Here is a 12,574-nt window from a genome sequence, read left to right as displayed (position 1 = left end):
GGTTTACCTCGCGTTGCCGACCGGGGATTCCGGCTGCAGCTTCAGGTACAGGTAGAAAAGCACCAGGGTGATCAACACCAACAGTGCGGCAGCGGCGCTGGCCAGGCCCCAGTTAAGGAACGACTGCACCTGCTGGATGATGAATTCGGGCAGCATCATGTTCTGCGCACCGCCCAGCAGCGCCGGGGTGACGTAGTAACCGAGCGACATCACGAACACCATCAGCGCCCCGGAGAACAGCCCCGAACGGCACAGCGGCAGGAACACCTTCCAGAAATTGGTCCACGGGCTGGCGCCACAGATGGAGCCGGCCTGCAGCACCATCGGGTCGATCGCGTGCATGGTCGCCTGCAGCGGCAGCACGATGAACGGGATCATGATGTAGCTCATGCCGATCACCACGCCGGTCAGGTTGTGCACCATTTCCAGCGGCGCATCGATGATGCCCATTGCCATCAACGCCTTGTTGATCACCCCCGAGCTTTGCAGCAGCACCAGCCACGAATAGGTGCGTGCCAGCAGGCTCGTCCACATCGACAGCAGCACGATGTTCAGCAGCCAGCGGCCCCAGCCCTTGGGCACCAGGGTGATGGCCCAGGCCAGCGGGAAGCCCAGCAGCACACTGATCAGGGTGACCACGCCGGCCACCGAGAAGGTGTTGAACAGCACCCGTGCGTAGGCCGAGTTGGCGAACAGCTGCTCGTAATTGCCCAGCCCTGGCGTGGGTTCCAATACCCCGCGCAGCAACAGACTGACCAGCGGGGCGAAGAAGAACAGTCCCAGGAACAGCAGTGCCGGCAGCAGGTTGCGGCTGCCTTTCCAGCGCTGGCTCAGGCTGACGCGGCGAGGGGCCGTTCCCGGGGCGCCGGTGCCGCTGGGGGCACCTTGCGCGTTATGCAGGGCGTTGATGGCGACTTTCATTTGACCAACCACTCATTCCAGCGCGCGGCGATGGCCTGGCCGTTCTTGGCCCAGTAGGCGAAGTCCAGGGTGACCTGGTCCTGGGCGTAGGCGGTCGGCAGGTTGGGGGCGAGGTCTTTGTCCAGCTTGGCCACGCTGTCCACGTTCACCGGCGCATAGGCTGTCTTGTTGGCGAACTCGGCCTGGCCTTCGGCACTGCTGGCATTGGCCAGGAACTTCATTGCCGCGTCCTTGTTTTTGGCGCCCTTGGGAATGACCAGGAAGTCGGCCATGACCAGGTTCTGCTTCCAGCTCACGCCCACCGGGGCGCCATCTTGCTGCAGGGCGTAGACGCGGCCGTTCCAGAACTGGCCGAGCGAGGCTTCACCCGAGGCCAGCAGTTGCTGCGACTGGGCGCCACCGCCCCACCAGACGATGTCTTTCTTGATGGTGTCGAGCTTCTTGAAGGCGCGGTCCAGGTCCAGCGGGTAGAGCTTGTCGGGCGTTACGCCGTCGGCCAGCAGGGCCAGTTCCAGCACGCCGGGGCTGGGCCATTTGTACAGGGCGCGCTTGCCGGGGTAGGTCTTGGTGTCGAACAGCGCGGTCCAGTCGACCGGCTTGTTGGCGCCCAGCTTGCCTTCGTTGTAGCCGAGCACGAAGGAGAAGAAGAACGAGCCGACGCCATGGTCGGAGACGAACCGCGGGTCGATCTTGTCGCGCTTGATCTGGTTGAAGTCCAGGGGTTCGAGCAGGCCTTCGCTGGCGGCGCGCAGGGCAAAGTCGGCTTCCACGTCGACCACGTCCCACTGCACGTTGCCGCTTTCGACCATGGCCTTGAGCTTGCCGTAGTCGGTGGGGCCGTCCTGGACGACCTTGATGTCGGTGGCCTTGGTGAAGGGTACGGCCCATGCTTCTTTCTGGGCGTCCTGGGTGGTACCGCCCCAGCTGACGAAGTTGAGGCTGTCGGCGGCCTGGGCGGCCTGGCATGCCAGGGTCAGCAGGCTGGCGGACAGCACTGCGGTTACACGTTTGCTCAACAGCATGGTTACGCCCTCGTTGCTTTTGTTATTCGAGGCGGGGCTGGGGTGCGCCCGCCAACAGTATTCGGGGAGCAGCTAAAACAAAGTGTCGTGGGGCCGTCTGTGATTGTAGGTGCCGGCCAGAAAATCTAAGGTCTACGGGATATCATATTATGGTATTCCAAACTTTTCGCAAGAGGGACGAGGCGACCGGCCATCACTCCGTCCCTGCAGGGCGCTCAGTCCGGGATCGCGGGCTCGAACGGAATGCTCTGCACCACCTCCAGCTCATATCCAGCGAGTCCTGCGTATTTCAGCGGTGGCCCCAGATGGCGCAACTTGCCCACGCCCAGGTCCTGCAGAATCTGCGCCCCGGTGCCCACTTCCGAATACACCTTCGACTGCCCTCGCTGGTAAGGCCGCACCGGCTGGGTCAGGTGCGGCACGCGCTCCAGCAATGCCTGGGAAGATTCGTGGTTGGCCAGGATCACCACCACGCCGGTACCTTCTGCGGCCACCTTCTGCAGCGCCGCCCATAGAGTCCAGTTGGCCGGGCCGGCATATTCGGCACCCACCAGGTCGCGCAGCGGGTCGATCACGTGAACCCGCACCAACGTCGGCTGCTCGCGGCGGATGTCGCCCATGACCATGGCCATGTGCACGCCCCCTTCGATGCGGTCCTCATAGGTAACCAGGCGGAAAGTGCCATGCACGGTCGGCAGCTCACGTTCGCCAATGCGCTTGATGGTCTGCTCGGTGCTCAGGCGGTAGTGGATCAGGTCGGCGATGGTGCCGATCTTGATGCCATGCCGGGCGGCGAACACTTCCAGGTCAGGGCGGCGGGCCATGGTGCCGTCGTCGTTGAGCACTTCGACGATCACCGACGCCGGGCTGAAGCCGGCCAGGCGCGCCAGGTCGCAACCCGCTTCGGTGTGGCCGGCACGGGTCAGCACGCCGCCTTCGCGGGCGCGCAGGGGGAAGATGTGGCCGGGTTGCACCAGGTGTTCGGGGCGGGCGTCGCGGGCCATGGCAGCGGCGACGGTGCGCGCCCGGTCGGCGGCAGAAATGCCAGTGGTGACGCCGCTGGCGGCTTCGATCGACACGGTAAACGCGGTGCTGAACACGCTGCCGTTGGCCGGGACCATCTGCTCCAGGCCCAGGCGTTGGCAGTGATCATCGGTCAGGGTCAGGCAGATCAGGCCGCGCGCTTCGCGGGCCATGAAATTGATGGCCTGGGCGTCGCAGCGCTCGGCGGCGATCAGCAGGTCGCCTTCGTTTTCCCGGTCTTCGTCATCCACCAGCAGGACCATCTTGCCTTGCCGGTAGTCCTCGAGAAGTTCCTCGATGGTGTTGAAAGCCATGTTGCACGCTCACTGTGGTGGGGTGATTATTATGGTATACCATCATACACAATTATCGCCGTAGCAGGAGACCCGCGCATGAAGGCCTATTGGATCGCCCATGTGGACGTGACCGACCCCGAGCAATATCAGCAGTACACCCAGCGCGCCCCGGCTGCGTTCAAGGCATTCGGCGGGCGCTTCCTGGCCCGTGGCGGGCGCAGCGAGGCGATGGAAGGGCGGCCTACCCCTCAGCGTAGCGTGGTGATCGAGTTCGATTCGTACGAGCAGGCGGTGGCGTGTTACCAGTCCGAGTTGTACCAGGAAGCGTGCAGCCATCGGCGAGGGGTGGCGAAGGCCGAGGTGATCATCGTCGAAGGGTTCGAGCCCTGAGGTAATGGCTGAAGGCCCTATCGCCGGCAAGCCGGCTCCCACAGGTAGCGCGTAGCCTTGTGGGCGACGCAAAACCTGTGGGAGCGGCGGTGCGGCGATCCGATTCACCCGCGAAAGGGCCAGACCTGTTTATGGCGGTGCCGCATGGGTAGATACAGTTATTGAAGGTGTACTTTCAGCTCCGTGGCGGCCTGACGCATCGCCACCTTCACGGCCGGCACCTGGCTCAACGGGTTGAGCAGCCCATAGTCATGAATCATCCCGTTGTACCGTACCGAGGTCACCGTCACGCCCGCTGCATTCAACTTGCGGGCATACGCCTCACCCTCATCGCGCAGCACATCGAACTCTGCCGTTTGCACCAGCGCCGGCGGCAAGCCTTTCAACTGTGCACTGCTGGCCCGCAGGGGCGAGGCGTAGATCTGTTCCCGCGCCTTGGCATCCGTGGTGTAGCTGTCCCAGAACCACTCCATCATCCCGGTAGTCAGGAAGTGCCCTTCGGCAAACTGCTTGTACGATGCAGTCTCGAAGCTGGCATCGGTTACCGGCCACAGCAGCAGCTGGAAGCGCAAGGCCGGAGTGCCGGCCTCTTTGGCCTTCAGCGCCACTACCGCCGCCATGTTGCCGCCGACGCTGTTGCCGGCCACCGCCAGGCGTTTGCCGTCCACGCCGATCTCCTTACCGTGCTCGGCTACCCACTGGGTCGCCGCGTAAGCCTGGTTGATCGCCGTGGGGTAGTGCGCTTCCGGCGACGGGGTGTAGTCCACATAGACCGCCACCGCCCCAGAGCCGACCACCAGATCGCGAATCAGCCGCTGATGGGTCGGGAAGTCACCAAGCACCCAACCGCCGCCGTGAAAGAACATGAACACCGGCAAGTCACCCTTCACATTGGCCGGGCGCACTACTTGCAGCTTGATCGACTCACCGTTGGCCTGGATGGTGTGTTCTTTCACCTCGATACCAGAAAGGTCGACCTTGACCGAAGCCTGGGCACCTGTCAGCACTGCCCGGGCGTCTTTCGGGCTGAGTTGTTCCAGCGGCTTGCCACCCGCTTGTTCCAGGGCTTCGAGGAAGGCCTGGGTGTGTTGTTCCACACCTGGGCTGCCAGCGGCGAAGGCGCTGGAAACGGACAGGGCCAGAAGGGAAGCGGTAAGGGTTTTGTGGACAATGTTCATGAGCGAATCCTTTTTCATGCAAGTATTGAAAGTGGGCGTCTTGCCTGGCCTACAGGGCCATCGCTGCGACTTGTGCGTAGATTAGGCAGATGCACTTGCGGGAAAAAGCGGCTATAAAGCGTTTGACTGTCACCATGAGCGAGACAATGAACCCTTACGAAGATATGCGCATCTTTGCTCAGGTCATGGAGGCCGGCAGTTTCACCGCTGCGGCCGACCGCCTGGGCATGTCCAAGCAATCGGTCAGCCGGCGCCTGATGCAACTCGAAGAGCGCCTGGGTGTACGCCTGCTCAACCGCTCTACCCGGCGGCTGGACGCCACGCCGCTGGGCCAGCACTACTATCAGTCAGCCCTGCGCCTGCTGGGCGAGGTGCAGCAGGTGGAGCACGACATCAGCGGTCAGGCCCAGGCTTTGCGCGGCACGTTGCGCCTCAGCGCACCGCTGTCGTTTGCCATGGCGCACCTGGGCTGCCTGATGACCGAGTTCCTGCAGTTGCATCCGCAGGTGGATGTGGAGGTAGACCTGAGTGACCGCGCCGTCGACCTGATCGGTGAGGGATACGACCTGGCGCTGCGCATTGGCGCGCTGGAGGACTCCAGCCTGATCGCGCGGCGCATTGCCGGTGTCGAGCGAGTGTACTGTGCGAGCCCGGCCTACCTGCAGGCCCAGGGCGTGCCCGCCGCGCCGGATGAGCTGGCCGGACATGCCTGCCTGCCCTATGGGCATGCGCGGCAGGTGCAGTGGCAGTTCCGCCAGGGCGGCAAGGTGCAGGCGATCCAGGTGACCGGGCGCATGCGGGCGAACAATGGCGAGTTGTTGCGCGATGCCGCGATTGCCGGGATGGGGGTAACGTATCTGCCGACGTTCATCGTTGGCCAGGCGTTGGCAGATGGGCGGCTGCTGCGCGTGCTGGACGCGTGGACGCCGCCGGCGTTGCAGCTGTCGGCGGTGTATCCGCAGCACCGCCAGGTGGCGCGGCCGGTGCAGGGCTTTGTGAATTTTCTGCGCGAGCGCCTGGTGCAGCTTTGAACTGCATGCCCGGCGGCGGATAAAGCCACTGCGGACGGGCTTTGCAATCATCGCGGCGCGACGTGTTCAGGCTATGCTTGCTCCATGAGCACACCTCCCTCTCTGCGCCAACCCTGCCCACCGGGTGCCTGCAATTGCGGCCGTGAACATCTGGTCGATCACCCGCAAGCGGCCCAACGCATTCTCCTGCTGACGCGTCAGGAGGAAAAGCGCCTGCTCGAACGCCTGGAAAATATCAGCGACCTGAATGATTTGCAGCGCCTGCAGCAACGGCTGTACGAGAACCTTGGCATCCGTGTCCACATCGCCCCCGGCTTCAACGAAGTGCGGACCATGCGCGGCATCGTCATCGAACTGGACGACCAGCCCGGCCTTTGCCGAAAGACCCGGCAAGCGATCCCCGCCGCGATCCGTCGTGGGCTGGAACGCAACCCGCAGGTCGCCTTCCGCCTGCTCGATAGCCATGACCTGCTGGGTGATGCCTGACGAACCAGCAAGGCCTGCCCTTGGCGGCCGAAACCGGTCATATCGGCTTAATTTTCCTGCTGCCTCCCACGTCTATCTGAAAGCCCCTCTGCGCAGTGCGCGCAGCGGCATTCATCACTCAAGGAGACAGGCAATGACTTCCGTTTTCGACCGCGACGATATCCAGTTCCAGGTAGTGGTCAACCACGAAGAGCAATACTCGATCTGGCCCGACTACAAGACCATCCCCAACGGCTGGCGTGCCGTGGGCAAGAGCGGCCTGAAGAAGGACTGCCTGGCCTACATCGACGAGGTCTGGACCGACATGCGCCCGCTGAGCCTGCGCCAGAAAATGGCCGAAGCCGCCGCCCAGTGACCACGGTGACCCTGCTGTGCCTGCCATATTCCGGGGCCAGCGCCATGGTCTACAGCCGCTGGCGGCGCAAGCTACCCGCGTGGCTGCAGGTACGCCCGGTGGAGCTGCCCGGGCGCGGTGCGCGCATGGCCGAACCGTTGCACACCGACATGCAGGCGCTGGCCCGGCAACTGGCCAGCGAACAGCGCCTGGCGGCCAGTGCCCCTTACGCGCTGCTGGGTCACAGCCTGGGCGCGCTGCTGGCCTTCGAGCTGGCCCACGAGCTGCAGGCGCAGGGCTGTCCGCCACCGCTGGCGCTGTTCGCCTGCGGCACAGCGGCACCGACCCGACGTGAAGACTACGACGGCAAGAACTGGCGCGAGCCCAAAAGCGATGGGGAGCTCATCAGTGAGTTACGCGAGCTGCAGGGTACGCCCGAGGAAGTGCTGGGCAATGCCGAGCTGATGAGCCTGACCCTGCCGACCCTGCGCGCCGACTTTCTGCTGTGCGGTACCTACGCCTACCGCCAGCGGCCTGCGCTGCAGTGCCCGCTGCATGTACTGGGCGGCACCGATGACCGGGCAAATGACGAGCAGCTTCAGGCTTGGCGCAAGGAAACCCAAGGCGCGTTTTCGCTGCAGATGTTCCCCGGTGGCCACTTCTTCATCCATGAGCATGAAGACAACGTGCTCGACGCGCTGACCGCGTCACTGCAGCCGCTTCGGCTGTCCGCCTGATTGACGTCACCGCTTGCCTGGGGGAGGCTAGGGCTTTTCCCAGGCAAGGGGCTGACAATGCTGATTGATCCACTCAAGGCCACGCTGCTGGTCGTCGACATCCAGGAAAAACTCATCGGCGCCATGAGCGACGCCGAAGGCACGCGTGCGCGCGCCCGCTGGTTGCTGGCGGCGACCGCCGAGCTGGAACTGCCGGCGGTGATTTCCGAGCAGTACCCCAAAGGCCTTGGCCATACCCTGGCGGAGTTGCTGGCCGCAGCCCCGGCCGCCGAAGTGGTGGAGAAAAGCCATTTTTCCTGCGTGGCCGCCGGGTGCCTGCCGGCGAGCCTGATGGCACGTGATCAGGTGATCGTCTGCGGCATGGAGACCCACGTCTGCGTGCTGCAGACCGTGCTTGGCCTGCTGGCGCTGGGCAAGCAGGTATTCGTGGTCGAGGATGCCTGCGACAGCCGCACCCCGGCGAGCAAAGCGGCGGGCCTGGCCCGCATGCGTGCTGCAGGTGCGCAAGTGGTGACCCGCGAAATGGTGCTGTTCGAGCTGATGGGCAGTGCCAGCCACCCGCTGTTCCGCCACATCAGCAAAACCTACCTGGTCGGTGAACAGCCCTGAACGGTCGGTTACTGGCTATCGGCTGGATCGCCCTGGCGCTGCTGCAAGGCTGCGCCGGGCGTCGCGAGGAGGCCCCTGAAGCGGATCCGGCCAAGGTCCGCGGGCAATTGCTGCGGCTTTTGCCTGCCCAAACCAAGGACCGCGAGGGCTGGGCGCGAGACATCCAAGTGGCGTTCGAGGCCCAGCGCCTTGCCCCGAGCAAAAGCAACCTGTGCGCGGTACTGGCGGTGACCGAGCAGGAGTCCACCTTCAACGCCGACCCGCAGGTGCCCAACCTCGGGCGTATCGCCCGTGAGGAAATCGACCGCCGCGCTGCGCGTCTGAATATTCCCAGGCTGCTTGTCGATGGTTTGCTGAAAACGCCTTCGGGCAACGGCCAGAGCTACCAGCAGCGTTTGCAGGCGGTGCGCAGCGAAAGGCAGCTAAGCGAACTGTACGACGAGGTCATTGCCCGTGTGCCGTTGGGCAAGACTTTGCTCGGGGGGCTCAACCCGGTGCACACCGGTGGGCCGATGCAGGTCAGCATCGACTTCGCGCAACAGCATGCGCAGGCTTACCCATACAGCCACGAAGGCAGCATTCGCCAGGAAGTATTCTCCCGGCGTGGTGGCCTGTATTTCGGCATCGCGCACCTGCTGGGCTACCCCGTCAGCTATGACCGCAAGCTCTACCGCTTTGCCGATTTCAACGCGGGTTGGTACGCCAGCCGTAATGCGGCGTTTCAGGCAGCACTGAGCAAGGCGACCGGCGTGCAGCTGGCGCTGGACGGGGACCTTATTGCACCCGGAGCGATCATGCCCGGCACCACTGAACTGGCGGCGCGCAAGCTGGGCGTGAAGTTGGGGCTGCGCCACCCGCAGATTCGCAGCCAGCTGGAGGAGGGCGACAGCTTGGCCTTCGAGGACAGCAAACTGTACAGCGGGGTGTTTGCCCTGGCCGATGCTGCGGCAGGCAAACCGGTGCCAAGGGCGGTGCTGCCGGGCATTGAACTGAAAAGCCCGAAGATCACCCGCAAGCTGACCACGGCGTGGTTTGCCGGGCGGGTGGATGAGCGCTATAGACGGTGTTTGAAGCGTTAGATTCATGTTGCCTGTGCCGGCCCGCGAATAGGCCGGCACAGGCACCATCAGCTTTCGCTCAATGCCCCGACAACCTGGTCAACACTGGCCTTCAAACCGGCAAACGCATCCTCAGGGTCACTGTCAACCACCAACAGCTTCGCGCCGGCCGCCTTGATCACCTCAGCCACCGCTGCTTCCGGCTGGCGATGGTCCAGCACCAAGGCTACATCCTGTGCCTTCAGGTTTTCCCCCAGCGCCTTGAGCGCAGCAGCGTCCCATTCGGCCGGCAGCGCCTGCTCGACCACATCCAGGTTCAAGCCGCTGGCCAGGTAACCCAAGCGTTCGGACAGGCTCACCACCGTCAGGTTGTCGACCTTCGCCAGACGGGTCTGGCTATTGGCCGAAAGCTCCAGCAACTGGCGCTTGAGCCCCGCCAGGTTGTCCTGGATCTTCGGCTTGTCGTCCGGCGACAGCCGCTCCAGGTCGTTGGCCACCACATCCGCCATGCGCCCGAGGTTGGTCGGGTTGAGCCACGGGTAGGCAGCATAGGCATCGTCACCGCTCACCGCAATGCCGGGCAGTGCGCCGTCTACCGGCCGTGCGGCATCGATCTCGACAATGCGGATGTTGCTGCGCCGGGCCATCGGGTACAACGGGTCGTCACGCCATATCGAGCGCACGCCGATCACCGCATCGGCCTGCAGCGCCGCCTTGTCCAGGCTGGCCCCGCCACGCCCGCTGAAATAGGACGGCTGGCGGCTGGCTGGCAGGTTGGCCGGCGCTGCGCGCTTTAGCTGCACTGGCGTGCCGTCCAGCAGGGCGCTGGCCAGGCTGTGGGTGACGGGCAGGGTGGTGAGTACTTGCGTGGCGAAAGACAGCGACGGCAGGCCGGCCAGGGCCAGCGCCAGGGTCAGGCGTTTCAGGTTCATGCCGGGTTTCCTTGCAGGCGGGGGACGAGGGCGCGCGCGAGCGCGGCCAGGGCGAAACAGATACCGGCGACCAGAATGATCGCGGCGCCCGACGGCACCGGCAGGTCGAACACGATCGGCAGCAGGATGCCGAACAGGGTGCTTACCGTGGCGATCAGCACCGAGACGAAGAAAAAACCTTTGAGCGACTGGCTGACCAGGCGCGCGGCAGCGGCGGGTATCACCAGCAGCGCCCCCACCAGGATCGCCCCGATCACCTTCACCGCGGCCACGGTTACCAAGGTCACCAGCACCACGAACAGGTAGTCCAGGGTTTTTACCGCCACCCCGCGCACGGCCGCCAGTTGCGGGTTGAAACTGGCCAGCATGATGCGGTTGTACAGCGGCAATGCCAGCGCCAGCACCAGCACCGCGACGATACCCAGCACTACCAGGTCCTGGCCGCTGACCGTCAGCACCGAGCCGAACAATACGTTCTCGAGGATGTGCACGTTGATCTTGCCTGCCAGCATCAGCAGCAGGCTGGCGCCCAGCGCCAGCGACACCGACAGGAACACGCCGATCAGCGTGTCTGGCGACAGCCCGGTGCGGTTGCGCAGGAAGTTGAGCAGGATGCCGAACAGCAGGCAATAGCCGAACAGGCTGCCGTAGGGCCCGGTGTAGGGCTCGCCCAGCAGAATGCCGACGGCTACGCCGGTCAGTGCGGCATGGCCCACCGCTTCGGAGAAGAAGGCAAAGCGCTTGACCACCACCAGGGTGCCCAGGCCCCCCAGCACCGGCCCGATCATCAGCCCGGCCAGCAGGGCATTGACCACGAAGCCATAGGCCAGTGCCTCGGGCAGATAGCCGGCGGTGGCCCAGTCCTGGACCAGTTGGCGGAATGCTTCAAAACTCATGATGCAAGGCTCTCGCTGCGCGGGTGGACGGAGAACAGCCCCAGCAGGCGCTCCGGGGTCAGGGCCTGAGCGGGTGGGGCGTCGAACAGCACCTTGCGGCTCAGGCCGGTCACTCGGTCGGCCAGGCGCAGCACGGCTTCCAGGTCGTGCTCGATCCACAGCACGGTGGTGCCAGCCTGGCGCCAGCGTTGCAGCAGCTGTTCGAACACCTGGATGCCGGCTTCATCAAGCGCCGACATCGGCTCGTCCAGTACCAGCAACTGCGGCTCGGGGATCAGCCCCTGGGCCAGCAGCACGCGCTGGCGTTCGCCGCCAGACAACGCGCCCATGCGCCGCCCGCGCTTGTCGAGCATACCGACCTGCGCCAGGGCCGCATCGATGGCCGGTTGCACGCGCCGGGACAGGCCGAGAAAGGCCGGGCGGCGCTGACACATGGCAGCCATGAAATCGTCGACGGTCATCGGCAGGCCACGGTCGAACTCCAGTGCCTGCGGCACGTAGCCGATCACTTCGCGTTCACCCGGCCAGTGCAGGGTCAGTTGGCCCTGGTGGGGCATCTGACCGAGCAGGGTCTTGATCAGCGAGCTCTTGCCACCGCCGTTGGGCCCGACGATGGCGTGCACGCTGCCGGCGGCCACGCTGAAGCTGACCTGTTCGAGGATGCGCGTGCGGCCCAGGGTCAGGTCGATGTCGGCGAACTCGATGCGTGGCCCGCTGGCTGCTACCAGGTTGGCGGCGGCAGTCATGCGCGGTTCTCCTGGATGGCGCGGACCACGGTGTCGAGGTTGCGCTTCATTTCCACTTCGTATTTTTCCTTGGTGTATTCGCCGTAGGAAATGTGCGTCAGTGGGTAAAGGCGCACGCCGGATTCACGCTGGATGGTTTCGACGTACGCCGACGGGAAGTCCATTTCCGAGAAGATCACCCGCACGTCCAGGGCCTTGAGCTGGTCGATGGTCTTTTTCAGCTGAGCCGGGCTGGGTTCGATGCCGTGGGCTGGTTCGACCACTGCAGTGACCTCGAGGCCGAAGTCGCGTACCAGGTAGTCGTAGGCAGCGTGGATGGTGGCAACCCGGAACGTGGCGCTTGGCGCTTCGGTGACCTTGGCCAGGGCCTCGGCCCGCAGGCCGCGCAGGCGCTTGGCATACGCACGGGCGTTTTGCGTGTACAGCTTGGCGTTGTCCGGGTCGAGCTTGCCCAGTTCGCGGGCGATGTTGTTGACCTGGGCGATGGTGGTGCTGATCGACAGGAAGGTGTGCGGGTTGACCACCTTGCCGGCGCCACGCGCGGCAATGCCGGTGGCCGCCAGCAGGGGTACGTTCTGGTTGGCCTCGATCGTGTTGATGCCGGGCTTTTCGCTGGCGGCGATCATGCGGTCGGCGAAGTCGTCATGGCCGACACCGTTGAGCACCACCACGTCCAGCGTGCCGATGCGCTTGATGTCCTCGGCGCGTGGCTCGTAGGCGTGGGGGTTGAAGCCTGCCGGAATCAGCGGCACCACCTCGGCCTTGTCGCCGACGATGTTGCTCACGTAGCTGTAGTAGGGGTGCAGGGTGATGCCGATACGCAGCGGCTTGCCGTTGTCGGCCAGCACCAGAGTCGGCAGGGCAAGGGCCACGAGCAGGGCGAGGGCGGAGCGGAACATGGGAGAGTCCTTCGGT

The 12,574-nt window shown here is 64.7% G+C and carries 15 protein-coding genes; 7 read left to right on the top strand and 8 right to left on the bottom strand.

The window, feature by feature from the left end; all coding sequences use genetic code 11:
- Positions 1 to 3: 3 nt before the first annotated feature.
- The 3 genes from AC5O5R_RS17520 to ribBA all read right to left on the bottom strand — a co-directional run bounded on the left by AC5O5R_RS17520 (position 4) and on the right by ribBA (position 3,280).
- Positions 4 to 921 (bottom strand): ABC transporter permease, encoded by a 918-nt coding sequence (locus AC5O5R_RS17520; RefSeq protein WP_172228804.1) that lies wholly within the window; start codon positions 919 to 921, stop codon positions 4 to 6.
- The gene (locus AC5O5R_RS17515; protein WP_172228805.1) at positions 918 to 1,943 is read right to left on the bottom strand and encodes an ABC transporter substrate-binding protein; all 1,026 of its coding nucleotides are present in this window, start codon (positions 1,941 to 1,943) and stop codon (positions 918 to 920) included. Before AC5O5R_RS17515 ends, AC5O5R_RS17520 begins: the two co-directional genes overlap by 4 nt.
- A 215-nt stretch (positions 1,944 to 2,158) precedes the next feature.
- Positions 2,159 to 3,280 carry a bifunctional 3,4-dihydroxy-2-butanone-4-phosphate synthase/GTP cyclohydrolase II gene (gene ribBA / locus AC5O5R_RS17510; RefSeq protein WP_172228807.1) on the bottom strand — a complete coding sequence of 374 codons (1,122 nt, stop codon included), beginning with the start codon at positions 3,278 to 3,280 and terminating at the stop codon, positions 2,159 to 2,161.
- Between the two features lie 78 nt (positions 3,281 to 3,358).
- Here ribBA and AC5O5R_RS17505 point away from each other — a divergent pair, with 78 nt between their 5' ends.
- Positions 3,359 to 3,652: a DUF1330 domain-containing protein gene (locus tag AC5O5R_RS17505; RefSeq protein ID WP_172228809.1), complete on the top strand. Its 294-nt coding sequence runs from the start codon at positions 3,359 to 3,361 to the stop codon at positions 3,650 to 3,652.
- Between the two features lie 158 nt (positions 3,653 to 3,810).
- On the opposite strand, the gene AC5O5R_RS17500 is transcribed toward AC5O5R_RS17505, so the two are convergent.
- Positions 3,811 to 4,830: an alpha/beta hydrolase gene (locus AC5O5R_RS17500; protein ID WP_494514619.1), complete on the bottom strand. Its 1,020-nt coding sequence runs from the start codon at positions 4,828 to 4,830 to the stop codon at positions 3,811 to 3,813.
- A gap of 146 nt (positions 4,831 to 4,976) precedes the next feature.
- Here AC5O5R_RS17500 and AC5O5R_RS17495 point away from each other — a divergent pair, with 146 nt between their 5' ends.
- The 6 genes from AC5O5R_RS17495 (at position 4,977) to AC5O5R_RS17470 (ending at position 9,106) form a co-directional block, all read left to right on the top strand.
- Entirely contained in the window at positions 4,977 to 5,861 is an 885-nt protein-coding gene (locus AC5O5R_RS17495; protein ID WP_172226926.1) for a LysR family transcriptional regulator, read from the top strand.
- An 84-nt stretch (positions 5,862 to 5,945) separates the two neighbouring features.
- Entirely contained in the window at positions 5,946 to 6,347 is a 402-nt protein-coding gene (locus tag AC5O5R_RS17490; RefSeq protein WP_172285232.1) for a hypothetical protein, read from the top strand.
- Between the two features lie 133 nt (positions 6,348 to 6,480).
- A complete protein-coding gene (locus AC5O5R_RS17485; RefSeq protein ID WP_172285231.1) occupies positions 6,481 to 6,702 on the top strand; it encodes an MbtH family protein in 222 nt (73 codons plus the stop codon).
- A complete protein-coding gene (locus AC5O5R_RS17480; RefSeq protein WP_172285230.1) occupies positions 6,699 to 7,418 on the top strand; it encodes a thioesterase II family protein in 720 nt (239 codons plus the stop codon). Before AC5O5R_RS17485 ends, AC5O5R_RS17480 begins: the two co-directional genes overlap by 4 nt.
- Positions 7,419 to 7,475: 57 nt before the next feature.
- Positions 7,476 to 8,027 (top strand): hydrolase, encoded by a 552-nt coding sequence (locus AC5O5R_RS17475; protein ID WP_494514618.1) that lies wholly within the window; start codon positions 7,476 to 7,478, stop codon positions 8,025 to 8,027.
- Positions 8,024 to 9,106: a DUF1615 domain-containing protein gene (locus AC5O5R_RS17470; protein WP_494515471.1), complete on the top strand. Its 1,083-nt coding sequence runs from the start codon at positions 8,024 to 8,026 to the stop codon at positions 9,104 to 9,106. The genes AC5O5R_RS17475 and AC5O5R_RS17470 overlap by 4 nt, the downstream gene beginning before the upstream one ends.
- A 47-nt stretch (positions 9,107 to 9,153) precedes the next feature.
- Here AC5O5R_RS17470 and AC5O5R_RS17465 read toward each other — a convergent pair whose 3' ends face one another.
- From AC5O5R_RS17465 to AC5O5R_RS17450, 4 genes are read right to left on the bottom strand one after another with little or no spacing between them, the layout of a single operon-like run.
- On the bottom strand, positions 9,154 to 10,017 hold the full coding sequence (locus AC5O5R_RS17465; protein ID WP_494514617.1) for a metal ABC transporter solute-binding protein, Zn/Mn family: 864 nt from the start codon (positions 10,015 to 10,017) through the stop codon (positions 9,154 to 9,156).
- On the bottom strand, positions 10,014 to 10,913 hold the full coding sequence (locus AC5O5R_RS17460; protein ID WP_172226957.1) for a metal ABC transporter permease: 900 nt from the start codon (positions 10,911 to 10,913) through the stop codon (positions 10,014 to 10,016). Before AC5O5R_RS17460 ends, AC5O5R_RS17465 begins: the two co-directional genes overlap by 4 nt.
- Positions 10,910 to 11,659 carry a metal ABC transporter ATP-binding protein gene (locus AC5O5R_RS17455; RefSeq protein ID WP_172226960.1) on the bottom strand — a complete coding sequence of 250 codons (750 nt, stop codon included), beginning with the start codon at positions 11,657 to 11,659 and terminating at the stop codon, positions 10,910 to 10,912. The genes AC5O5R_RS17460 and AC5O5R_RS17455 overlap by 4 nt, the downstream gene beginning before the upstream one ends.
- Entirely contained in the window at positions 11,656 to 12,558 is a 903-nt protein-coding gene (locus AC5O5R_RS17450) for a metal ABC transporter substrate-binding protein (protein ID WP_172226963.1), read from the bottom strand. The genes AC5O5R_RS17455 and AC5O5R_RS17450 overlap by 4 nt, the downstream gene beginning before the upstream one ends.
- Between the last annotated feature and the right edge of the window lie 16 nt (positions 12,559 to 12,574).

This window comes from Pseudomonas sp. 8_5_2, assembly GCF_059295255.1.
This window is presented reverse-complemented; position numbering and strand designations above follow the sequence as displayed.